The organism is Rubrilithobacter danxiaensis (assembly GCF_047272945.1).
Lineage (GTDB): Bacteria > Bacteroidota > Bacteroidia > Sphingobacteriales > Sphingobacteriaceae > Rubrolithibacter > Rubrolithibacter danxiaensis.
Window position 1 is genome coordinate 118,207 of the sequence record NZ_JBKOPS010000006.1, and the last position, 22,181, is coordinate 140,387.

Sequence of the window (22,181 nt, forward strand, 5' to 3'; positions counted from 1 at the left end):
ATGAACACTAAAATAACTATTATAAAGAATGTTTTTGCAGTGCTGGTGGTCATACTGTCCATGGCCTGTAAAAAGCTTGACTTAGTTCCTACCGATCGGTTTACCGATGTGAATTACTGGACTACCACTGCCAAAGCAAACAGCGTTTTAAATACCGCTTACTCTCAGATGTTTCGTAACGATTATTTCTTTTATAATGAAGGAATGTCTGACAATGCATACAATGGAAGAGGTGACAATAGCGGTGTGGCTTCGCTGGCCGCCGGCTCTTATGATGCCTCGCTTCCGAGATTGAGAGACGAATGGAACTTTCATTACACTGGAATAAAAACCTGCAATATTTTTCTTGAAAATGTTGACAGGGTTCCGGATATGGACGCAGCTCTTAACAGCCGCATGAAAGCAGAAGCCCGGTTTATACGTGCCTTTCATTATTTTCAATTGATGACCTGGTTTGGCGATGTTCCGCTATTTGATCACGATATCTCTGTGGAAGAATCTAAAACAATTGCTCGTACTCCACGGGCACAGGTTCTTGAATTTATTTTAAAGGAATTAAATGAAGTTGAAACTATACTGCCTGTTAATAAGGCGTATTCAGAAACAGATAAAGGCAGGATTACAAAAGGTGCAGCTATCGCTCTTAAGGCAAGAGCCTTTCTTTATGAAAGCCGCTGGTCGGATGTAGTTAACGAATGCGAAAAACTGATAAATAATAACAGCAACGGTACTTATAACCTGTTCCCTTCTTACGAAGGATTGTTCCTGCCGCAAAACGAGAACAACAGCGAAGTTATCCTTGATCTGCAATATGTACCGGAAGTACGGGCATATAATAATTTCTTTGATTTTGCCCCTCTTTCTGTTGGCGCAAGGTTAAACGCACTGGCACCTACTCAGGAATTGGTAGACAGTTATATCATGTCCAATGGTGCAGGTATTCATAACCCTTCCTCTTCCTATAATGAAAATGATCCGTACAGCAACCGTGATCCTCGTTTAACTTATACCATTGTTTACAATGGGTATGAGTGGAAAAAACCTGATGGAACTACGCAGGTAATTTATACTAAACCGGGTTCTGATCCTGACCAGACGAAGAAGCTGGATGAATATGCTCCGGGAGCGGTAAGTTCACCAACCGGCTATTACATTCGAAAGTATTACGATCCAACTTCATCTACAAATTTTCTGTCTGGTTTAAACCTTATTCTTATTCGCTATGCAGACATATTATTAATGTATGCCGAAGCAAAGAATGAGTTAGGGCAAATGAACGAAAGCATATGGAATGAAACTATCAGGCCATTACGTACACGTGCCGGTTTTACAGATCCGGGTGCATTAAACTTTAACACTGCAGGGGGACAACCCGAGCTTCGTGAAATTATTCGTAATGAACGCCGTACAGAACTGGCAATGGAAGGTTTACGGATTTTTGATATCCGCCGGTGGAGAATTGCAGAAGATGTTTTAAACGGATGGGCTCACGGTGCTAAGTTTGGGCCTGAGTCTGTGGATAATGGATACATCAGGGCAAACCAGAGAACTTTTGATGAAAGTAAAAACTATTTATGGCCTATACCAAGAGATGAGAGGAATCTGAATCCGAATCTTACTCAAAATCCAGGCTGGTAATTCAATCAATTCTAACTTAAAATAAAGATATTTTTATGAAAACGTTTTTTAACCGCATTTTATTTACTTGTATTTCTGCCTTGCTGGTGGTTACAGGCTGTAAAAAAGATAAGGAGCTAAACCATACTCAAGTTTCTGAAGTGAAAAACCTTTTTGCTCCGGAAAATAATAAATATGTAAAACTGGAACCGGCTTCAGGCTCACTGGTATTTGAATGGGAACAAGCTAGGGCTGAAGACAATGGACTTGTATTGTATGAAGTGTTATTCGATAAAGAAGACGGCGATTTTTCAAAGCCTCTTTATTCGGTTTCGTCAGATAATAATGGATTGTATAACAAGCTGAGCATGAGTTATGCGGATTTGAATAAAGTTGCAAATGCAGCGGGTATTCAGCCATTAGGAACCGGAAAAGTTAAGTGGACCGTTGTTTCTTCTAAAGGAATTAATGTACAGAACTCCTCTGTATCAAATGTTCTGGAGTTAGAACGCCCTGCCGGCTTTACAGAAATTCCTGCTCAGCTGTACCTTACAGGTTCAGCAACAGAAAGCGGTGACGACCTGAGCAAGGCAATTCCTTTTAAGCAAGTCTCTAACGGTGTCTTTGAAGTTTATACCTCATTAAAAGACGGAACTTACACTTTTGCAGAGCGAAATACCGGCACTCCTGCGACATATTCTTTAAACGGCGATAAGATGCAGGAAGGCGGAAGTACCACAGTAAGCGGAGATGCAAAAGTTTATCGGATTTCACTCAATTTTAATAATGCTTCGGCTACTGTTACCGAAATTATATCGGTTGGCCTGTGGTTTTCTGCAGATAATAAAATATGGTATGATCTTCCTTATACTGGTAACAGTACCTGGGAAATTGATAATGCAGCGGTTGTGTTCCATCAGGAAGACTGGGGGAGAGATGAGCGCTATAAGTTTAAGTTTACTGTAAAGGATGCGTCAGGAGCAGAATCAGCAGAGTGGTTCGGAAGTAAAAACAGGGATAATGGCCGCCCAGATGCAGGTACTCCTCTATCTTATTGGGAAATGTATCCGGTAGATAATTCGCAGTACGATTATACGTTCAAATTTAACGGTGATGCAGATAATAAGAATGCAGACATTAAAGTTGATTTCAACGCTTCAGGAGCTTACACTCATTCAGTAACTATAAAATAAATGTAATTGGATTTGTTGTCCTTAGCCCGGTAAACTTAGTTTACCGGGAGAGGGATAATTTATAGTAAACGTATTATGAAATTAAAATCGTATTCTTCTTTATTTATTGCATTAGCGCTTCCTTTTATTCTTGCAAATACCTCATGTGTAAAGGACAAACCTTTTCCTCTTTACAACGGAGAAACCAAAACTGTTGAATATAACTGGCCGGAAACTGCAGATTCTTTACAGGATATCACCTATACAACTTTTCTGTCTGCTGATGGTAAATATTTTATTCAGAATAATACAGGTAATAATTCCTTTAATTATTGGTGGAATGCTCATATGCTGGATGTTTTGGTTGACGGTTATAGCAGAAGTCAGGATGATGTGTATAAACAACGAATGACCTCGTTGCTAAACGGCATTAATGATAAAAATAATGGCAATTATCCCAATGATTATTATGACGACATGGAATGGCTAGCACTGGCCAGCCTGCGTGCTTATGGCGTTACACAGGATGACTCTTTTTTAAATGCAGCCAATATTTTGTGGAACGATATTAAGACAGGATTGAATAACAATCAGGGTGGTGGTATAGCCTGGCGTAAATCACAACTGGATTATAAAAATACTCCGGCCAATGCGCCTGCTGTTATTTTAGCCTGCGGGCTCTTTCAGCAACAGCAAAATAATCAGGACCTGGAGTTGGCTAAGACTTTGTATCAATGGCTGAAAACTACATTGATTGACCCTGCTACGGGTTTAGCATGGGACGGCATAAATTCCAAAGGCGACGGACAAATTGATAGAAATAAGTACACATATAATCAGGGCGTATTAATTGGCGCACAGCATGAATTGTATAAAGTTACAGGGGATGAAGCTTACCTGAATGATGCAGTTCGGACCGCAAATAGTGTCATTAAGGATCTTGAACTTGCTCCCGGAGGTATTTTAAAAAATGAAGGACAAGGCGATGGGGGGCTTTTTAAGGGAATTCTTGTTCGTTACCTGGCACAACTGATTGAAGAACCGGATTTGTCGCAAGCTGATCGTGATAATTATATTCAGTTTCTGAAAAATAATGCGCAAACTTTATATACCAAAGGAATTAGTCGCCCCGGTTTGATGATTAGTCCCGATTGGAAAAATAAGCCATCCGGCAATACAGATCTTTCAACTCAGTTAAGCGGATTAATGCTGATAGAGGCGGCTGCAAAACTGGATAAAGAAGGGAAACTGTAAAGGGAAAAACGATGAAGGATGCTTTGTAATTAAGTTGCCCATTAAATAATTAATACCTCTATGAATAAAAATCCGAGAACGAATGAAATGGAAAATTAGAAATATAACAGGTTTACTTTTGGTAATTGTAATTCTTCTTGTAGGATGCAAAACAACCAAATTGCTTTCAGATCAAAATGCATCTGGAGATTTTACAAAGTATGTAAATACCTTTATAGGTTCGGCTCCGCTAACCAATCCAAAAGTTATCGGATACACGCCTCCTGAAAACTGGAGGGTTTGGGCCGGGCTTACTTATCCAGGTAGTTCATTGCCCAATGCAATGGTACAACTTAGTCCCATGACTCTATATCAGCCTGCAGGTGCTGGTTATCAATACGAAGATTCAGTCATTGTAAGCTTTTCGCATACTAATAAAGGCCACTGGAACTTAGGTAATATTCCCATTCTTCCTCTTTCCAACCCCGGAAGTATATTCGGTTCAAAGTTCTCTCATAAAAAAGAAAGCTCCTCCCCGGGCTTCTATCAGGTATATCTGGAGGACTATGATATCAACGTGAGCTTAACTTCCACTTTACGCTGTGGATACCATAAATACGAATACAAAAATGTTAAAGGAAGACAAATTCTTTTTGATTTAGCCCACGCTTTAAGCGGAGTAAGAAGCTGGAATATTGAGCAAGACGGTAATTTAGCGTTACAAGGTTTTCAGAGCGGAGAAAATATTTATTTCTATGCTAAATTAAATACCCCGATTGAAAGACTGGAAAAGAAAGACGAGGGAAAAGAAACAGGGTATGCCATTGTTCATTTGGCGGACGGCGGAAAAGTTCCGGTTGAACTTAAAATAGGCTTGTCTTTTGTAAGCGTGGCAAATGCAAAAGAGAATCTTGAAAAAGAAATAGGCAGCAAAACTTTTGAAACTGTTCGTAAAGAAGCTAATAATACATGGGAAACTCTTTTATCATCCATACAGGTAAAAGGCGGAACGAATAAGCAAAAACGAATGTTCTATTCATGTTTCTACCGCTCGTTTTTGTGGCCCGCCTTACGAAGCGATGTAAATGGAGAATACAGAGATGCACAGCGAAATGTAGTTAAAGCTGATTTTAAGTATTATACCGAACCATCGTTGTGGGATACTTACCGAAACAAAGACGTTCTTCTCGGCCTGGTTTCTCCTCAGGTTACGCTTGATGTTATCAAGTCTATGAAGGATGTGGGCGACAAAACAGGAGCAATTCCTACATTCTTTCATGGCGATCATGGTGCTTCTTCAATTGCAGGGGCATACTTAAGAGGAATCGATAATTTTGATATTAGAGGTACTTATCAACTATTGCTGAAAAATGCCAATGCCGAAAATAAGGCTAGGCCATACGGCGATGAGTACATTCAAAAAGGATATATTTCTGATCCTGATGTAGCCAACCCTCATGTAGAAACCAAAGCAAAAGCCGGTGTGTCAAAAACCTTAGAATATTCTTATGATGATTATTCAGTAGCGCAAATCGCAAAAAAATTGGGCGATACTACCAATTATCGTATTCTAATGGCAAGATCTAAAAATTACCGGAATATGTTTGATCCTTCAACCCGTTTTATGCGTGGGAGGTTAGGAAACGGCGACTGGATTAAACCTTTTAACCCACAATATCCATATTACGAATATATGTATCGCGAAGCGAATGCATGGCAGGTATCGTTCTACGCACCGCACGATATGCCCGGATTAATACAGCTTTATGGTGGCTCGAAAGGCTTTGAATCCAAACTAGATTCATTCTTTACCGTTCCCTGGAATCCCAATTATATCGCCAGGAATGTTTCCAGCTTCATAGGGCAGTATTGCCATGGAAATCAGCCGGATCATGAAGCGCCTTTCGCTTATTATTTTATTGGTAAGCCTGAAAAATCGCAAAAAATAGTGGACACTATTCTGAATAATTTATATGGAATAGGGGATGAAGGCCTTGCTCTTTGCGGAATGGATGATGCGGGCGAAATGTCTTCCTGGTATGTTTTCAGCGCATTGGGCTTATATCCTTTCTCTGCTACCGATCCTGAATATTTAGTAACGGTACCGCTTTTTGATGAAGTTAAATGGAAGTTAAACAGCGGCAATGTATTAACTATTAAAAAATCAGGCGCAGGCCGGAATCTTAAATCTATTAAAGTGGACGGAAATGAAAAGAGCGGCTATTTTGTTCCGCATGAACTGTTGAAGAATGGAGGTGAAATAGAGATTTCAGCAGAATAATAAGATTGCAATTGTTAAACGTCTCCGCAAGGAGCTAAAAGTTCTCTCTTTTATTAGTTAATTTAGTTAGTTAAGCCCTCATTTAAAATGAGGGCTTTTTGTTTCTAATTTTATATTACCATGGAAGAATAATCGTATTAAATCAACTATCGTTTCATAGCTCTGTCCAGTTCAATCTTGCTTTCACGTTCTTTAATGGTATCCCGCTTATCAAACGCCTTTTTACCTTGCGCTAAACCTATTTCCAGCTTGGCAAATCCTCTTTCGCTTATAAAAAGCTGTAGCGGAACTATGGTAAATCCCTTTTCTTCGCTTTTGTCTTTCAGCTTTTTCAGTTCTTTTTTAGTTAACAGTAAGATTCGGTCGCGTTTGGCTTCATGGTTATAGAACGAACCGTGCGAATATTCGGCAATATGCATATTGCGTACATAAAGCTGGTCATCCAGTATTGTGCAGAAAGCATCATTAATATTTGCTTTTCCGTCACGTATTGATTTTATTTCTGTGCCCAGCAATTTTATCCCCGCGGTGTATTTATCCAGTATATGGTATTCGAAGTATGCTTTCTTATTACGTATGTTTAAATTCTTGTCTGACATAATGCGCTAATATCGAAAAGAAAATCCTGCAAAATAAACTTTATCTGAACCTTTCTCCAAGCCAATATTAACACCTGCATCCAGCTTGAAGTTTTTTGAAATGGAATAAGAAGGGCCTCCGTTTATATAAATTCCAAACTCTTCATTGGCGAAATCATAGTCGTAATAGCTCTCTGCAAAGAAGTTGAATTTGTCAGTAATCCCTTTGTTTATAACAAACGAGTTTAAAATGGATGCATGATATTTTTTATTCCAGTCATTTCTTAACAGGTCCACCTGAAGTTGCATCCCTAATTCCCAATCATTGTTCAGGTCTATAGAAAAAGGAAAGACAATTCCTCCTTCAATATGTTTGTTTTCAGACTTGGTAGCAGTAGGAAACGTAATATAGGGCATTACTGCAAATGCGGTTTTCCCGTAATCATTTCCCCAGATGTTTTTTTTAATTCGTGCTGTAATATCCCCAAATCCTCCGGAAGATGTGCTGATTTTTCCTGTGTTATCTTTAATGCGATAGCTCCTGTAGCTTTCCACAATAACATGAAGGTCTAGCGTATTTGTAATTCCAAATTTTAAATTTCCAACATTGTAAGAATTTTCAGTTATTGTAAAGTCTTCTTCTTTAGTCTTTACAGAACGGAAAATGTCTGCTTCGTATTGAAAATGTCCGGCATCAACGGTGTAAGCGCTTTCTGTAATATCAGGCCGGTCGGTTTCCATTTCCCGCATTTTTTGACGGGGAGTTGGATTTATAAAATTATAACCTTTTTTATTTAGCGATACAGTATCCTGCGCATTAACAATAGTACCCAGACATACGCAGAGAAAAAAAAGGCAGATGTGTTTTTTCATTAGAATTATTCGTTAACGGGTAGCAACTTGTGCGCCTATTTAATAATAAGAATAGGAATTGTTACTTTGTGCCTGACTGAATCTAATGTAGTTCCAAATAGTATATCGCTGATTCCGGCATGACCATGTGCACCCATTACCAATAAATCCATTTTGTTGTTTTTTGCCAGTTCTGATATAGCTTGAGCTGGAGTACCGAAACCTATAAGTACTTTCGAATTATAACCCAGCCCTTGTAAGTTCGAGTGGTATTTATCAAGATTTTCTGCGTCGCTCACCGTTTCGTGGTCTAACACATTTTTTCCATGATACGCGGCTCCTGCGGTTTCTACAATATGTATAAGCAGGTATTGCGCTTCTTTACCTCCCTGCATTAATGCATGCCGGATGGTATTCAGGTCATTCCTGGAAAAATCAACGGGTATCCCGATTCTTTTATAGTGTACAAGCTCCGGTTCTCCAAAATCAAGTGCTTTTCCATGAGGAGTATGGGATAAAGAATATGTATTTTTTTTAAGTAAGGGATAGATAAAGATAAACAATAGCAAGGCGCCGATTCCAAAAGCAAGTGGAAGTATGAAGGTATATATCCACCAGTTTTGATCAGAACTGTTTATCCATGTGATTATTTCCTCAACAACCAGTTTGGCATTTAATACAACTATTAGTGTTGCACTTGCCCATGCCAGTATCCTGGTTAAGGGTTTAATGGCAAATTCTTTCATTTGCGCTTTGTTTGAGTTGATATGAATAAGCGGGATAATTGCAAAGCCTAATTGCAAGCTCAAAACCACCTGACTTAACACAAGCAGCTCTCCAAGCGCATCTTCTCCGTAATAAATAATAGTTGCAAATGCAGGAATAATAGCCAGAAGACGTGTTAATAATCTTCTTAACCAGGGTTGTATCCTTAAATTAAGATGCCCTTCCATTACAATTTGTCCTGCAAGGGTACCTGTTATTGTCGAGCTTTGTCCGGCGGCTATTAAAGCAATTGCGAATAATGTTGGAGCCAGCGAACCGAAAATGTTATCAAGGAGTTTATAGGCGTCTTGTATTTCTGCAACTTGGTATAAGCCATTTTTATAGAAAGCTGCTGCGGCAAGAATTAAAATGGATGCATTTACAAAAAATGCAAGGTTAAGCGCTATTGTTGTATCAAGTAAATTGAATTTTAAAGCTTCGGCTATTCCTTTGTTACTTCTTTCTATTTTACGGGTTTGCACCAGCGATGAATGCAGGTATAAATTATGAGGCATAACGGTTGCGCCAATAATACCGATGGCGATATACAAGATGTTTCCCGAAAGGAAAGAGGGTTCAAATCCAGATGCAACTTCTGCAAGATCAGGTTTTACGATAAAAATTTCTACTAAAAAAGATACGCCTATAATAAATACCATCGAAACGATAAATCGTTCCATTATTTGCATCCCTTTATTCATTAAAAACAACAGGAGAAAGGTGTCAAGGATAGTAATAGAAATTCCCCATATAAGCGGAAGTCCGAAAAGAAGGTTTAAGCCGATGGCCATTCCAATAATTTCAGCCAGGTCGCAGGCTATAATTGCAATCTGGGCTAAAAAATAAAGCGGGTAATTTACAAAGCGGGGATAAGTTTGGCGGGACGCCTGAGCAAGGTCTAACCCGCGTACAATTCCTAAACGTGAGCTAAGTGATTGTAATAGTAAAGCAATCAGGTTCGACATTAGAAGTACCCAGAGCAACTTATATCCGAATTGGCTTCCGCCTGCAATGTCGGTAGCCCAGTTCCCCGGATCCATATACCCCACACTTACTAAATATGCGGGCCCCAGGAATGAGAGTATTTTTCTCCAGCCTTTTTTGTGCTCTGTTTTTACTGAAGAATGCACTTCACTTAACGATTCACTTTGGTTATAGTTCATACTGTTAATATGTTTTTAGCAACATCTCTGCTTATTGTTAATTCATTTCCTGTATTGACATACAGAATTACGGAGCCATCAAACTCGATTATTTCCTTTACAGTTATTTCCCTGCCAAGCGTTAACCCAATTTTTTCCAGGTACTGAAGAAACTTGGATGAATGCTCTTTTACACCCGAAATGATACCTCGTTCTCCTGTCGGCATTTTACTGATGGGGGTAAACTCCTTATCCATAAATTTTCCATTCTTATCCGGTATCGGGTCGCCGTGAGGATCTGCTTTCGGATACCCTAAAAACTCCTCCAGCCTGTTTATAAGCATTTCGGAATTTATATGTTCAAGTTCTTCAGCAATGTCATGCACTTCATCCCATTTGAACTGTAATTTATCCATTAAAAAAACCTCCCATAAACGATGGCGCCTCACAATATTAACTGCGGTTTTTTTTCCTTTATCTGTTAATGTTACTCCCTGGTACCTGATGTAGTTTATTAACTCTTTATCTGCCAGTTTTTTCATCATATCGGTAACAGATGAAGCCTTTGTACTGATCATTTCGGCAATACTATTTGTGCTAACTGCGATGCTTCCATTGTGACTTAAATGGTAGATGGTTTTTAAATAGTTTTCTTCAGTTAACGAGTTCATGGAATTAATGTTTAAACAAATCTAATTAAATTTTTAGATTACTCTAAATAATAAAAAATATTTTGAATTGATTTAAAACCTATTTTTGAATATGGCATTTGAATTGGATAAAACAGATCTTCAGATTTTAAAAATTCTTCAGGAAAATGGGAGGATAACTAATCTTCAGCTGTCTAATGAGATTGGTCTTTCGCCAGCACCTACATTAGAAAGGACAAGAAAACTTGAAAATGCAGGTTTTATAAAAAGTTACCATGCGCTGGTAGATGAAGAAATGCTGGGTTTAGGAATAAAAACGTTTATTCAGATTCAATTGGATTTCCATAAAAATAATACCATACAAACTTTTGTTGATGAGGTAAAACAAATAAAAGAAATTACAGAATGTCATCACGTTACGGGCAACTGTGATTTTATTCTGAAAGTGTATGTTAAGGATATAAAGGCGTATGAACGACTGATTATGGATAAGATCAGCAAGATCAGTGTAGTGAAAACTTTTCAAACCATGATTATTCTCTCTACAAGTAAAAAAGAACCTTCGGTGCCGTTGGAGTATTAATATGGAACTTTATATCTGCCAGTCAATCTCTCCCTTCCCGTTCTCTTGTAAAATTTCATTTACTTTTGAAAAGTGACGGCATCCAAAAAAGCCATTCTCTGCCGAGTAGGGTGAAGGATGTGCCGCTTTTAAAACAGTATGTTTCTCCTGGTCAATTAATGGGATTTTAGCTTGTGCGTTTTTTCCCCATAATAAAAACACCAGGCCTTCTTTCCCGTAAGATAGTTCTTTTATTGCCTGATCTGTAAAAATTTCCCAGCCTTTATTATGATGAGAAGCGGGCTGTCCTGCCCGAACCGTTAAGGTGGCATTTAAAAGTAAAACTCCTTCGTCTGCCCATTTTGTTAAATCTCCATGACCAGGATATTGAAATCCGGGAATATCGGTTTCAAGCTCTTTATAAATATTTCTCAATGAGGGTGGTATTGTTACCCCTTTCGGAACTGAAAATGAAAGTCCCATTGCCTGGTTTTTTCCATGATAAGGATCCTGTCCTAAAATGATTGCTTTTACTTTATTGAAAGGAGTGTGGTGAAAAGCATTGAAAATTAAATTTCCGGGAGGATAAATTGTTTTCCCTTCCTCTTTTTCTTTCTGAAGAAAGGATTTTAAATGCTTCATATAATCTTTTTCAAATTCTTTCCCGAGTAATTCTTTCCATGATTCTTCCAGTTGTACAGACATAATTCGAACGTTTATGTTGGTTAAGCCGTTAAATTAGCAGATATTTGTGCTGCTAAAATAAAAAAAATAGATGCCTAATTTTATAAGATTAATTATTGCCTTTGTACTGCTTGGAGCTTCTGTTGCCCTAATGGTTTTTGGATATTGGGGGTGGGGAATATTGGGAATATTGTTAGCTGTAATTGTGTTTGTGACCTTCTTTTTTAATGAAAATATGCTGATTGCACAGTACTATTTACGCAAAGAAAATATGGACAAAGCGCAGCAATGGCTTAATAAAATAACTAATTATGAGAAACAATTGATGCGTGGCCAGCATGGATATTATCATCTTTTATTGGGATTAATTGAATCCAGGAAGGCACCCATGCAATCTGAAAAGTATTTTAAAAGAGCGCTTTCTCTGGGTATGACTATGGATCATAATGTTGCGCTGGCAAAATTAAGTTTGGCGGGTATTGCTATGGCAAAAAGAAATAAGCGGGAGGCAACTATGTATCTTCAGGAAGCAAAAAAAGCAGATAAGAACAAGCTTTTAGCGGAGCAGATAAAAATGATGCAGGGGCAAATGTCTCAGATGGACCGTACAGTAGTTCAGAGCAGAGGATTCAGGAATCGATAGTAGAAATTCTATTTCTCATTCAAATTATCAAAACGGACTGAAAGGTCTGAATAAGAAACTTTTCTGATAAGTTCTTCATCCTGGTCTTCATATTTATTCTGGGTAAAAAAATCTTCAGATTGAATTCGTTTTAACAACTGGTTGATAAAAGAAAGGTCAAATTCTTCCTTATTTAGTTTAATCAGGTATTCTCTGTCGGTAATTTCAAGACTTGATGTTTTCATAATTTGTACTATTTGTCGGTCTAAAAATAAAAGAAGCCTGTTAACTAACAATTAACAGGCCTTTAAGTTTTTGTTAAAAGGGAATGATTTTACTATTCAAACCAGTTCATTACTTCTTCTTTAGAAGGCATTGTAATATCAAGTTTCAGTTTTTTACGCATTCCTCCCAGGTCGTTAAAAACCTTATTGGGATTTGCTGCCTTTAAGTCTTCAATAGTATTAAAACCCATTTTAAGCAGAACTGGAACCCATTCGGCAGGAACTCCAACAGCAACAAAGTCATCTACAGAAGCAACTTTTAATTTCTTTTCGGGCCGCATTTGGGGGAAGAACAGCACTTCCTGAATAGTGCTTTGATTGGTCATCAGCATTACCAGTCGGTCTATTCCAATTCCAAGTCCGGATGTGGGAGGCATTCCATATTCTAAAGCCCGTAAAAAGTCTTCATCCATAGCCATTGCTTCTTCATCGCCTCTGTTCGCCAGCAATAACTGATCTTCAAAGCGTTCACGCTGGTCCAATGGATCATTTAACTCTGAATACGCGTTAGCAATTTCTTTACCGTTAACAAATAACTCGAAACGCTCTACCAAACCCTCTTTATTTCTGTGCTTTTTAGCTAAAGGGGTCATTTCAATAGGATAATCGGTAATATAAGTTGGCTGAATAAGATTAGCTTCAACTTTTGCGCCGAAAATTTCATCTATTAATTTTCCTTTACCCATTGATGCATCCACTTCTATAGCCAGATCGCGACAAACCTGCCTTAATGCATTTTCGTCCATTTCAGAAACATCGATTCCCGTATATTTCTTAATAGAATCGTACATGGAAAGTTTCTCGTAAGGGCCTGCAAAATCTATTTCCTGTTCTCCAACTTTAACTTTTGTGTCTCCGTTAACTGCTAAAGCTACTTTCTCCAGGCATTCTTCTACCATTGCCATCATCCAGATATAATCTTTATAGGCCACATAAATTTCCATAGAAGTAAATTCCGGGTTATGAGTACGGTCCATTCCTTCATTTCGGAACATTTTTCCAAATTCATAAACACCATCAAAACCGGCAACAATAAGCCTTTTCAGATACAACTCATTCGCTATCCTCAAAAATAGCGGCATATCGAGTGTGTTGTGGTGGGTTTTAAAAGGTCTTGCAGCAGCTCCACCGTGTATAGGCTGTAAAATCGGAGTTTCTACTTCCATCCATCCCTGTTCTGTAAAGTAATTACGCATGGTGTTAATTACTTTTGAACGATTAATAAAAATTTGTTTCAGGTGCGGGTTTACAGTCAGGTCAACGTAACGCTGACGATAACGAAGTTCAGGATCTGTAAATCCATCATACACATGTCCTTCATCATCGCGTTTTACGATAGGAAGAGGTTTTAGAGATTTTGAAAGAACCTTTAGTTCCGAAACATGTATAGAAATTTCTCCGGTTTGGGTGGTAAAAACATAACCTCTTATTCCTATGAAATCACCTATGTCCAGTAGCTTTTTGAATACCGTATTATATAAGGTTTTATCTTCACCCGGGCAGATGTCATCCCGTTTAATGTATGCCTGTATTCTTCCGGTCGAATCCTGTAATTCTACAAAAGATGCACTTCCCATGATGCGGCGACTCATTATACGTCCCGCAAAGCTTATGTTTTTATAGTTGGTTTTATCCCGCTCGTAATTTTCCTTAATATCTTTTGCATTAACATTAATGTCGAACGCTTCTGCAGGGTAGGGGTCAATTCCAAGTTTGCGTAGCTCCTGCAGGGCTTCCCGCCGTAATATTTCCTGTTCGGATAAACCTATACTCATCTGTTTTAAATTTTTGCAAAAATACTTTTTTTATCGGATGACGACGAGATGTTTAAAAAACAAAAAAGCATCTTTTCAGATGCTTGATACAATAAAGAACAATCGATTTTATTCTGAATCGATTTCTCTGCGGTACATCTCGTCAATAACGTTTTCGTATTTTTTTTCAACTACCTTTCGTTTTATTTTTAGCGTGGGAGTCATTTCACCGCTTTCTATAGAAAAGGGCACTCGTTTTACTATAAAATGTCTTATCCGCTCAAATTTTGCAAGGTCAGCAGACAAAAGTTTAACGTCCTCTGCTATCCAGTTAATGATGTCTTTGTTTTCAATAAAAGCCTTTTCTCTTGCAAAAAAATCTTCTTTTAGTCCAAATTCTTCCTGCAGCGATTCTTTTGATGGAACAATAATGGCAGTTATATATTCCCTTTTATCACCAATCAGAAAAATCTGTTCAATTTTCTGACTTTTCAAATAGGCATTTTCGATAGGTGTGGGATAAACATTTTTTCCAAATGAATTAACCAGCATGTTTTTAAGGCGGTCGGTTATTTGAAGATAGCCTTTATAAAACCTTCCGATGTCTCCTGTATGAAACCAGCCTTCCGGATCTATTACCTGAGCAGTTTCTTCCGGTTTATTCCAGTATCCTTTCATTACACAATGCCCGCGAACAATAATTTCACCTTCTTTGCTCTCGTAATTTTTATCAAACGAGTTATGGGTTTGAATGGTGTAAATTTCTTTGGTTTCTACATCCTGAATGCCAACTTCCAAACCTGGTATTACTCTGCCGACAGTGCCATAAACCTGCCGGTCAAATTCTGTAACAGCCATAACCGGAGAAGTTTCCGTTAAGCCAAAACCCTCTAAAACTTTTATGCCAATGTCCCCAAAGAACTCACCAACACTTTTAGGTAAAGCGCCGCCGCCGGAAACGATCAGCTTTAACCGACCTCCCGTTTTTTCGCGGATTTTACTGAATACCAGCTTATCAGCTAATTTATGCTGCAGTGAAAGTATTAGTCCTGCCGTTTTTCCAGCTTCTTTTGTTTCTCGGAATTTTCTCCCGATTTCCAGTGACCATAAAAATATTTTTGCTTTAGTTCCTCCTCCTGAAGTTCCGTTTTTGACTGCCTTGTCATTGATTCTTTCTAATAATCGAGGAACAGCTATTAAAATATGGGGTTTTATCTCAAGCATGTTACGGGCAAGAAGTTCTAAGCTTTGCGCAAAGGCTATCTGGGCTCCTGTATATGAACATATATGGTAGGTAGCGGTTCGTTCAAAAACATGTGATAAAGGAAGAAATGAAAGAAAAATATCCGATTTAACAATTACCGGAATTTGCTGAAGAGAAACTTTTACGTTTTCAATGAAATTATAATGCGTAAGCATAACACCTTTGGGTGTTCCTGTAGTTCCTGAAGTGTAAATGAGGGAGGCTAAATCGGTTGGTAAAACTTCCGAACGCTTCTTTTCAATTTCCTGCTTATTAACTTCCAGTTTGAATTTTCCTATATGTATCAGTTCTTTGAAATCTATAATACGAGCTGTTATCTGTGCATTTTCAATAATTCTTGCATAGCCTTCAAAAGCTGGAATAATGGTGGTTAACGCCGGACAGCTATCCGCTATTTTTAAAATCCTTTTTAATAAAAAAGTATTTCCCACCAATATCATCCTGGAGCCCGAATCGTTTAATATATGCTGAATTTCAACTTCTGAAAGCGTGGGATAGATGGATACGTTGACAGCGCCTATTTGCTGAAGAGCCTGATCGTAATAAATGTATTCAGGAGAATTTTCAATCAGCAAAGCCAGCCGATCACCTTTTTGAATGCCTGTTTCAATAAAATAAGAAGCGATGGCATCGGCATTATCCAAGGTTTGTTTATAGCTGATATCTTCCCAGTTATCACCCACTTTTTCCCGCATAAAGGTGTGATTCTCATTATGTATCTCCTCAACTACTCGGCGTAATAACTGTGGAATTGTAGCTGGCTCTTTAATCGAAGTCATGCGGGTTTTAAATTATTATTTCTTGTTTAAACAAGTATACAGAATCCTTGCAAAAAAGAAAAGGGCATAAATTATGCCCTTTTATATCATCTTGTAAAGATTTTTAAACAGAAAAGCTCTCTCCGCAACCGCATGTTCGCGTTGCATTAGGATTATGAAAGTTGAAGCCTTTCCCGTTTAACCCGTCAGAAAAGTCAAGTTCGGTTCCTGCCAGATATAGAAAAGATTTCATGTCAAGAGCCAGTTTTATTCCTTTGTCTTCAAAGAACTGATCTCCGGTCTTCTCTTCATTATCAAAATCAAGGTTATACGATAAGCCTGAGCATCCGCCGCCTTTAACCGAAACACGAAGAAAGTAGGAATTATCTAATCCTGTTTCCCGTATCAAATCTTCTATCTTTTCTTTTGCCTTATCTGTAATCGTTACCATTGTTTAAGATTTGAGATATGAGATATGATATATGAGATTCTGAAATCTCACATCTATCAATCTCACATCTTGTTAATGATGTGTTTTTTCTGTTTCAATTGGCTCTAAGCCATTTTTAACACGATAATCGTTAATCGCTGCCTTGATAGCATCTTCTGCTAAAACTGAACAGTGAATTTTAACTGGAGGAAGTGCCAGTTCTTCAACAATATCCATGTTATCAATTTTTATGGCATCATCAATCGACTTTCCTTTAAGCCATTCCGTAGCAAGAGAGGAAGACGCGATAGCCGAACCGCAGCCAAACGTTTTAAACTTTGCATCTGTAATTACATTGTTTGCATCCACTTCAATTTGTAGGCGCATTACGTCTCCGCATTCGGGTGCACCTACTAAGCCGGTGCCAACAGATGATTTGGATTTATCCAAAGTACCTACGTTGCGGGGATTGGTATAATGATCAATTACTTTATCTGAATATGCCATATTTTTATTTTTTGAGAACTATATTTTAATACAAATTTTGAACCATTTTTTTCTTGCCAGAACAAGCAATTAATGCTCAGCCCACTCAATAGAATTTAAGTCTATGCCTTCTTTGAACATCTCCCAGAGCGGAGAAAGGTCACGCAGATGATTTACTGCTTTTTTGGTTTGTTCTATTGCAAAATCAACTTCTTCTTCAGTTGTAAATCTTCCTAACCCGTAGCGGATTGAAGAGTGGGCGAGGTCGTCAGAAAGCCCAAGACTTTTAAGAACATAAGAAGGTTCTAATGAAGCTGAGGTGCATGCAGATCCCGAAGAAACCGCCATGTCTTTCATTGCCATCATTAATCCTTCACCTTCAACGTATTTGAAAGAAATATTTGCCACATGTGGTAAACGATTGTCGATATTTCCGTTTACATAGCTTTCTTCAAGTTCTAACAGTGCATTTTGTAATTTATCACGAAGAGCGGATAAGCGTTTGGCTTCATCTTCCATTTCCAACCGGCAAAGCTCGCAAGCTTTTCCCAGACCCACAATCCCTGGAACATTCAAAGTGCCGGAACGCATTCCTCTTTCGTGGCCGCCGCCATCCATCTGCGCTGTAACTTTTACCCTCGGGTTTTTGCGGCGAACATATAATGCACCAACTCCTTTTGGTCCGTACATTTTATGGGCACTGAAAGCCATCAGGTCAATTCCATCCGTAATTACATTTACCGGAATTTTGCCTACAGCCTGAGTAGCGTCAGTAAAAAATAAAGCTCCGTGTTTATGTGCTATAGCAGAAATTTCACGTACGGGCTGTACAACGCCGATTTCGTTATTGCCGTACATTATTGCTACCAATATGGTTTTATCGGTTATTGCCTCTTCCAATTGCTGCAGATCAATTAATCCATCAGCCTTCACCGGAAGGTAAGTAACTTTTGCTCCTAATTTTTCAAGATGTTTACAAGGATCCAATACCGCTTTATGTTCGGTTACACAGGTAATAATATGATTGCCTTTTTCCTGGTACATTTCGTACACTCCTTTAATGGCAAGGTTATCAGATTCTGTTGCGCCTGAAGTGAAAATAATTTCTTTTTCATTCGCTCCGATCAGTTTTGCAACCTGTTCCCGGGCATAATCAACAGCTTCTTCTGCTACCCAGCCAAAAGGGTGATTCCGGCTTGCAGCATTTCCGAATTTTTGGGTGAAATAAGGAAGCATAGCATCAAGCACCCGCGGGTCAAGCGGAGTAGTAGCATTATTATCTAAATATATTGGAAGATTCATATCTTAGTTGAAAATAAATTAATATACAAAGGTAACAAAAAAGTTTTTCAGTAGTTATCGAGTTTATTTATCGGTATATATATAAAGGTCATATTCGTGCCATAATGATTCATAAAATAGAACATATAGGAATTGCAGTGAAAGATTTAGCGCTGGCCGCAAAAGTATATGAAAAACTTCTTGGGGTAGAAAGCTATAAACAGGAAGCTGTAGAATCGGAGCAGGTAATGACCACGTTTTTTCGTGCCGGCGAAAATAAAGTTGAATTGCTGGAAGCGATGTCAGAAGAAAGTTCTATTGCTTCCTTCATAGAAAAAAGAGGAGAGGGACTGCACCATATTGCTTTTGATGTAGCAGATATAGAAGCCGAAATGCTGCGCCTAAAACAGGAGGGATTTACCTTACTATCTGAAAAACCTAAAAAAGGAGCCGATAATAAACTGGTATGTTTTATCCATCCAAAAGATAGTTGCGGTGTGCTGATAGAGTTGTGCCAGGAGCAAAAGCTTTAAGCATACTTGAAAAAAAATAAAATTCCCTTTTTATAATTGCAGGATGTTCTTATATTTGCACCCTCAAAAGTTTGAAATAATGAAGGCTGATTTGCATCCAAAAAATTATAGATTAGTAGTTTTTAAAGATATGTCTAACGACTACTCTTTTATAACTAAGTCATGTATAGATACTAAAGAAACAATTAAATGGGAAGATGGAAATGAATATCCTTTAGTTAAACTGGAAATTTCACATACATCTCATCCGTTCTATACTGGTAAAATGAAATTAGTTGATACTGCTGGACGTATCGATAAATTCCGTAACCGTTACGCTAAAAAATAAGGTTATTCAAAACAAAATAGTAAAGTCCCGGTTTTCACCGGGACTTTTTTTATTTTTGACGCATGACGATAATTCTTTTTGACGATTTCGCCAGAAACACACTACTACCTTTAACTTTTACCCGCCCTGTAGCGGAAATTCGGATTGGAATTTTAACAATATCTGAAAAATGGAAGAAATATCTTAAATCAGAGGATGTTTCTTATAAAACTGTCGATTATTTACAGGAAAAGTATCCTTTTATTGCTTCTTCTGAAAATACCTTTATAAATGGTTCGGTTTGCCCAGACGAGAGTTTGCTGGAAGCTATCGATAAACTTCGGCTGAATGAAGTTTTGGTTAAAGATTCAATTCTTATTGCCTGCAAAGTAAATGAAAGGGATGCAAAAGAGTTTGACGTTGCTAACTTCTCATCCTTACCTTCCGTCAATTATGCTGCTGATATTTCACGTATTCTATATCCTGAAAATATTTTCAGCAGAAACGATTCTGAACTTCGGAAAGATTTCCGTCTTATTACAAAAAATCGTACTTCTAATACAATCAGCAGTACAAATACTATTTTAGGAGATAATTTTTTCGCGGAGGAGGGTGTCGAAGCGGAATGTTCTACTTTCAACACCCGCCAGGGTCCGGTATACATCGGAAAGAACTCGCAGGTGTGGGAAGGATGTGCCATTCGCGGATCTTTTGCGCTTTGCAATAATTCGCAGGTGAAAATGGGGGCAAAAATATACGGTATGACCACTATAGGGCCGAATTGCCGGGTTGGAGGAGAAATTAACAACGCTGTAATTTTTGCAAACTCATCAAAAGGACATGATGGATATTTAGGTAATGCAGTTTTAGGAGAATGGTGTAATATCGGTGCAGACAGCAATAATTCGAATCTTAAAAATAATTATGCGGAAGTACGCCTGTGGGACTACATGAAACAAAGTTTCCGGCCCACCGGACTGCAGTTTTGTGGTTTAATTATGGGAGATCATGCTAAATGCGGGATAAATACCATGTTTAATACCGGGACAGTAGTTGGAGTAAGCGCTAATGTTTTCGGAGCTGGTTTTCCGCGAAATTTTATTCCCGATTTTGCCTGGGGAGGAGCTCATGGATTTGACGTCTACAGCTTAAAAAAAATGTTTGAAACTACAGAAAAAGTATACGAACGCAGAAACAGACCTTTTGATGAAACAGAAAAACGTATACTTACAAAAGTTTTTGAATTAACGGAGAGTTACAGAAGATTTTAACAAATAATAGTATGAGAAAAAAAATAGTTGCCGGCAACTGGAAAATGAATCTGGATTATAATTCTGGATTGAGTTTATTTTCTGAAGTTTTAAATATGGTAAATGATGAGATAACAGGAGAGCAGGGAGTTGTAGTTTGTTCGCCGTTTATTCATTTAAACAGTTTAGTACAGCTGGCTAAAGGACATTCAAAAGTTTCAGTTGGAGCTCAAAATTGTCATCAGGCAGAATCAGGTGCATATACAGGTGAAATTTCAGCTGGTATGATCAAATCTGTAGGAGCAGACTATGTAATTCTTGGCCACTCAGAACGTCGTCAGTACTTCGGTGAAACAGATTCTTTGCTTGCTGAAAAAGTAAAAGCAGCGCTGAAAAATAACCTGATACCAATTTTCTGTATTGGAGAAACACTTGAAGAAAGAAATCAGGAGAGATATTTTGAAGTTATCAGCCAGCAATTAAAGCAGGGAATTTTCGATTTATCCAGCGATGATTTTTCCAAAATTGTACTGGCTTATGAACCTGTTTGGGCAATCGGCACCGGTTTAACAGCATCTCCGGAACAAGCACAGGAAGTACATGCTTTTATAAGGAAAGAAATCGAATCTAAGTATGGCGCTGCTATAGCAGAAAATACTACTATTTTATATGGCGGCAGCTGTAATCCGAAAAATGCTGCTGAACTGTTTGCGCAAAATGATATTGATGGTGGTTTAATAGGTGGAGCTTCTTTAAAATCACGCGATTTTGTTGATATTGCAAAAACGTTCAACAAGTAAATGATATACCTGGAATATAGTTTCATACTTTCTTCGGCAGAAGAATACCAGAAGGATATTTTAATAGATGCATTAGCTGGAGCCGGATTTGATTCTTTTGAAGAATCAGAATCCGGCTTTAAAGCTTATGTGGCTGAAAATGAATTTAAAAAAGATTTATTTGAGCAATTGGTTGCTGATTTAAAAACAGCTTTTGATTTTCAGTATGATATAAAATGTATTGAGCAGCAGAATTGGAATCAGGTATGGGAGAGTAATTTTTCTCCTATTACTATATCAGATACCTGTTATATCAGAGCAACTTTTCACGAGCCCCGACCTGAATTTCCCTTTGAAATAGTGATAGATCCCAAAATGGCTTTTGGAACAGGGCATCACCAAACCACTGCCATGATGCTTCAGTTTATGCTGGAGGAAAATTTTGAAAACAAAGCGGTTCTCGATATGGGATGCGGAACCGGTATCCTGGCTATTCTGGCCGATAAGATTAAAGCTGAAGAAGTGGTTGCAATCGACTATGATCCTGTTTGTACGGCAAGTACCCAGGAAAATGCCGTATTAAATAATGCGAGCCGGATCAATGTGATCTGTGGATCAAAGGAAGTGGTACCTGCGCAGATTTTTGATGTTGTACTGGCAAATATTAACCGGAACATACTTTTAGATCAGTTTGAAACCTACTCGGAAGTACTTCAAAATAATGGAATCTTATTTACAAGTGGTTTTTATGAAGCAGATCTCCCGCTTCTGATTGAAAAAGCAAGGCAAAATAAGCTGGAATTTAATTCAAAGAAAAAATCCGGCGAATGGATTGCTGCTAAATTTATAAAAAGAAAATAAAAACCACATTTTGTTTATATTTGTTAACTACCAAAT

22 protein-coding genes are annotated in these 22,181 nt (G+C 38.1%); 11 read left to right on the forward strand and 11 right to left on the reverse strand.

The genetic code is table 11. The features are described from left to right. The 4 genes from ACLCDL_RS09230 (at position 1) to ACLCDL_RS09245 (ending at position 6,303) form a co-directional block, all read left to right on the forward strand. Positions 1-1,638 carry a RagB/SusD family nutrient uptake outer membrane protein gene (locus ACLCDL_RS09230; protein ID WP_423148000.1) on the forward strand — a complete coding sequence of 546 codons (1,638 nt, stop codon included), beginning with the start codon at positions 1-3 and terminating at the stop codon, positions 1,636-1,638. A 35-nt stretch (positions 1,639-1,673) separates the two neighbouring features. Continuing rightward, complete coding sequence (locus ACLCDL_RS09235) at positions 1,674-2,810, forward strand: SusE domain-containing protein (RefSeq protein ID WP_423148001.1); 1,137 nt, start codon at positions 1,674-1,676, stop codon at positions 2,808-2,810. Between the two features lie 75 nt (positions 2,811-2,885). After that, positions 2,886-4,043, forward strand: a complete 1,158-nt coding sequence (locus tag ACLCDL_RS09240; protein WP_423148002.1) for a glycoside hydrolase family 76 protein — start codon at positions 2,886-2,888, stop codon at positions 4,041-4,043. Between the two features lie 82 nt (positions 4,044-4,125). Beyond that, positions 4,126-6,303: a GH92 family glycosyl hydrolase gene (locus tag ACLCDL_RS09245; RefSeq protein ID WP_423148003.1), complete on the forward strand. Its 2,178-nt coding sequence runs from the start codon at positions 4,126-4,128 to the stop codon at positions 6,301-6,303. A gap of 146 nt (positions 6,304-6,449) precedes the next feature. Here the strand turns inward: ACLCDL_RS09245 and smpB are convergent, their stop codons facing one another. The 4 genes from smpB to ACLCDL_RS09265 are packed head-to-tail and all read right to left on the reverse strand — an operon-like array spanning position 6,450 to position 10,311. Beyond that, positions 6,450-6,902 carry an SsrA-binding protein SmpB gene (smpB, locus tag ACLCDL_RS09250; RefSeq protein WP_423148004.1) on the reverse strand — a complete coding sequence of 151 codons (453 nt, stop codon included), beginning with the start codon at positions 6,900-6,902 and terminating at the stop codon, positions 6,450-6,452. Positions 6,903-6,908: 6 nt separating this feature from the next. Continuing rightward, the gene (locus ACLCDL_RS09255) at positions 6,909-7,754 is read right to left on the reverse strand and encodes a transporter (protein WP_423148005.1); all 846 of its coding nucleotides are present in this window, start codon (positions 7,752-7,754) and stop codon (positions 6,909-6,911) included. Between the two features lie 35 nt (positions 7,755-7,789). Then, positions 7,790-9,661 (reverse strand): Nramp family divalent metal transporter, encoded by a 1,872-nt coding sequence (locus ACLCDL_RS09260; protein WP_423148006.1) that lies wholly within the window; start codon positions 9,659-9,661, stop codon positions 7,790-7,792. Continuing rightward, the gene (locus tag ACLCDL_RS09265) at positions 9,658-10,311 is read right to left on the reverse strand and encodes a metal-dependent transcriptional regulator (protein ID WP_423148007.1); all 654 of its coding nucleotides are present in this window, start codon (positions 10,309-10,311) and stop codon (positions 9,658-9,660) included. The genes ACLCDL_RS09260 and ACLCDL_RS09265 overlap by 4 nt, the downstream gene beginning before the upstream one ends. Positions 10,312-10,402: 91 nt before the next feature. On the opposite strand from ACLCDL_RS09265, the gene ACLCDL_RS09270 reads away from it, so the two are divergent. Next, positions 10,403-10,873: an Lrp/AsnC family transcriptional regulator gene (locus tag ACLCDL_RS09270; protein WP_423148008.1), complete on the forward strand. Its 471-nt coding sequence runs from the start codon at positions 10,403-10,405 to the stop codon at positions 10,871-10,873. Between the two features lie 9 nt (positions 10,874-10,882). Here ACLCDL_RS09270 and ung read toward each other — a convergent pair whose 3' ends face one another. Continuing rightward, complete coding sequence (gene ung, locus ACLCDL_RS09275; protein WP_423148009.1) at positions 10,883-11,557, reverse strand: uracil-DNA glycosylase; 675 nt, start codon at positions 11,555-11,557, stop codon at positions 10,883-10,885. A gap of 70 nt (positions 11,558-11,627) precedes the next feature. Between ung and ACLCDL_RS09280 the strand changes: the two genes are divergently transcribed. After that, on the forward strand, positions 11,628-12,179 hold the full coding sequence (locus ACLCDL_RS09280; protein ID WP_423148010.1) for a tetratricopeptide repeat protein: 552 nt from the start codon (positions 11,628-11,630) through the stop codon (positions 12,177-12,179). Positions 12,180-12,187: 8 nt separating this feature from the next. Here the strand turns inward: ACLCDL_RS09280 and ACLCDL_RS09285 are convergent, their stop codons facing one another. The 6 genes from ACLCDL_RS09285 to ACLCDL_RS09310 form a co-directional block, all read right to left on the reverse strand. Continuing rightward, positions 12,188-12,403 carry a hypothetical protein gene (locus tag ACLCDL_RS09285; RefSeq protein WP_423148011.1) on the reverse strand — a complete coding sequence of 72 codons (216 nt, stop codon included), beginning with the start codon at positions 12,401-12,403 and terminating at the stop codon, positions 12,188-12,190. 92 nt (positions 12,404-12,495) lie between these two features. Continuing rightward, positions 12,496-14,217 (reverse strand): lysine--tRNA ligase, encoded by a 1,722-nt coding sequence (gene lysS, locus ACLCDL_RS09290; RefSeq protein ID WP_423148012.1) that lies wholly within the window; start codon positions 14,215-14,217, stop codon positions 12,496-12,498. A 108-nt stretch (positions 14,218-14,325) separates the two neighbouring features. Further along, complete coding sequence (locus tag ACLCDL_RS09295; protein ID WP_423148013.1) at positions 14,326-16,239, reverse strand: AMP-dependent synthetase/ligase; 1,914 nt, start codon at positions 16,237-16,239, stop codon at positions 14,326-14,328. Between the two features lie 103 nt (positions 16,240-16,342). Beyond that, positions 16,343-16,669 (reverse strand): HesB/IscA family protein, encoded by a 327-nt coding sequence (locus tag ACLCDL_RS09300; RefSeq protein ID WP_423148014.1) that lies wholly within the window; start codon positions 16,667-16,669, stop codon positions 16,343-16,345. Positions 16,670-16,741: 72 nt separating this feature from the next. Further along, positions 16,742-17,155 carry a Fe-S cluster assembly scaffold IscU gene (iscU, locus tag ACLCDL_RS09305; protein ID WP_423148015.1) on the reverse strand — a complete coding sequence of 138 codons (414 nt, stop codon included), beginning with the start codon at positions 17,153-17,155 and terminating at the stop codon, positions 16,742-16,744. A 69-nt stretch (positions 17,156-17,224) separates the two neighbouring features. Continuing rightward, positions 17,225-18,436 (reverse strand): IscS subfamily cysteine desulfurase, encoded by a 1,212-nt coding sequence (locus tag ACLCDL_RS09310; protein WP_423148016.1) that lies wholly within the window; start codon positions 18,434-18,436, stop codon positions 17,225-17,227. A gap of 104 nt (positions 18,437-18,540) precedes the next feature. On the opposite strand from ACLCDL_RS09310, the gene mce reads away from it, so the two are divergent. The 5 genes from mce (at position 18,541) to prmA (ending at position 22,145) form a co-directional block, all read left to right on the forward strand. After that, positions 18,541-18,948, forward strand: coding sequence for a methylmalonyl-CoA epimerase (gene mce, locus ACLCDL_RS09315; RefSeq protein WP_423148017.1), 408 nt, complete (start codon positions 18,541-18,543; stop codon positions 18,946-18,948). Between the two features lie 79 nt (positions 18,949-19,027). After that, positions 19,028-19,276, forward strand: a complete 249-nt coding sequence (locus ACLCDL_RS09320; RefSeq protein WP_374163495.1) for a type B 50S ribosomal protein L31 — start codon at positions 19,028-19,030, stop codon at positions 19,274-19,276. A 62-nt stretch (positions 19,277-19,338) separates the two neighbouring features. Beyond that, positions 19,339-20,526 (forward strand): GlmU family protein, encoded by a 1,188-nt coding sequence (locus ACLCDL_RS09325; RefSeq protein WP_423148018.1) that lies wholly within the window; start codon positions 19,339-19,341, stop codon positions 20,524-20,526. A gap of 11 nt (positions 20,527-20,537) precedes the next feature. Then, the gene (gene tpiA, locus ACLCDL_RS09330; RefSeq protein WP_423148019.1) at positions 20,538-21,305 is read left to right on the forward strand and encodes a triose-phosphate isomerase; all 768 of its coding nucleotides are present in this window, start codon (positions 20,538-20,540) and stop codon (positions 21,303-21,305) included. After that, positions 21,306-22,145, forward strand: a complete 840-nt coding sequence (prmA, locus tag ACLCDL_RS09335) for a 50S ribosomal protein L11 methyltransferase (protein WP_423148020.1) — start codon at positions 21,306-21,308, stop codon at positions 22,143-22,145. The last annotated feature ends 36 nt before the right edge of the window (positions 22,146-22,181 follow it).

Excerpts from the sequence above, each read along its gene's own strand:
- ACLCDL_RS09230 (WP_423148000.1), top strand. The coding sequence starts at position 1 with ATGAACACTAAAATAACTATTATAAAGAATGTTTTTGCAGTGCTGGTG.
- ACLCDL_RS09235 (WP_423148001.1), top strand. The coding sequence starts at position 1,674 with ATGAAAACGTTTTTTAACCGCATTTTATTTACTTGTATTTCTGCCTTG.
- ACLCDL_RS09240 (WP_423148002.1), top strand. The coding sequence starts at position 2,886 with ATGAAATTAAAATCGTATTCTTCTTTATTTATTGCATTAGCGCTTCCT.
- ACLCDL_RS09245 (WP_423148003.1), top strand. The coding sequence starts at position 4,126 with ATGAAATGGAAAATTAGAAATATAACAGGTTTACTTTTGGTAATTGTA.
- smpB (WP_423148004.1), bottom strand. The coding sequence starts at position 6,902 with ATGTCAGACAAGAATTTAAACATACGTAATAAGAAAGCATACTTCGAA.
- ACLCDL_RS09255 (WP_423148005.1), bottom strand. The coding sequence starts at position 7,754 with ATGAAAAAACACATCTGCCTTTTTTTTCTCTGCGTATGTCTGGGTACT.
- ACLCDL_RS09260 (WP_423148006.1), bottom strand. The coding sequence starts at position 9,661 with ATGAACTATAACCAAAGTGAATCGTTAAGTGAAGTGCATTCTTCAGTA.
- ACLCDL_RS09265 (WP_423148007.1), bottom strand. The coding sequence starts at position 10,311 with ATGAACTCGTTAACTGAAGAAAACTATTTAAAAACCATCTACCATTTA.
- ACLCDL_RS09270 (WP_423148008.1), top strand. The coding sequence starts at position 10,403 with ATGGCATTTGAATTGGATAAAACAGATCTTCAGATTTTAAAAATTCTT.
- ung (WP_423148009.1), bottom strand. The coding sequence starts at position 11,557 with ATGTCTGTACAACTGGAAGAATCATGGAAAGAATTACTCGGGAAAGAA.
- ACLCDL_RS09280 (WP_423148010.1), top strand. The coding sequence starts at position 11,628 with ATGCCTAATTTTATAAGATTAATTATTGCCTTTGTACTGCTTGGAGCT.
- ACLCDL_RS09285 (WP_423148011.1), bottom strand. The coding sequence starts at position 12,403 with ATGAAAACATCAAGTCTTGAAATTACCGACAGAGAATACCTGATTAAA.
- lysS (WP_423148012.1), bottom strand. The coding sequence starts at position 14,217 with ATGAGTATAGGTTTATCCGAACAGGAAATATTACGGCGGGAAGCCCTG.
- ACLCDL_RS09295 (WP_423148013.1), bottom strand. The coding sequence starts at position 16,239 with ATGACTTCGATTAAAGAGCCAGCTACAATTCCACAGTTATTACGCCGA.
- ACLCDL_RS09300 (WP_423148014.1), bottom strand. The coding sequence starts at position 16,669 with ATGGTAACGATTACAGATAAGGCAAAAGAAAAGATAGAAGATTTGATA.
- iscU (WP_423148015.1), bottom strand. The coding sequence starts at position 17,155 with ATGGCATATTCAGATAAAGTAATTGATCATTATACCAATCCCCGCAAC.
- ACLCDL_RS09310 (WP_423148016.1), bottom strand. The coding sequence starts at position 18,436 with ATGAATCTTCCAATATATTTAGATAATAATGCTACTACTCCGCTTGAC.
- mce (WP_423148017.1), top strand. The coding sequence starts at position 18,541 with ATGATTCATAAAATAGAACATATAGGAATTGCAGTGAAAGATTTAGCG.
- ACLCDL_RS09320 (WP_374163495.1), top strand. The coding sequence starts at position 19,028 with ATGAAGGCTGATTTGCATCCAAAAAATTATAGATTAGTAGTTTTTAAA.
- ACLCDL_RS09325 (WP_423148018.1), top strand. The coding sequence starts at position 19,339 with ATGACGATAATTCTTTTTGACGATTTCGCCAGAAACACACTACTACCT.
- tpiA (WP_423148019.1), top strand. The coding sequence starts at position 20,538 with ATGAGAAAAAAAATAGTTGCCGGCAACTGGAAAATGAATCTGGATTAT.
- prmA (WP_423148020.1), top strand. The coding sequence starts at position 21,306 with ATGATATACCTGGAATATAGTTTCATACTTTCTTCGGCAGAAGAATAC.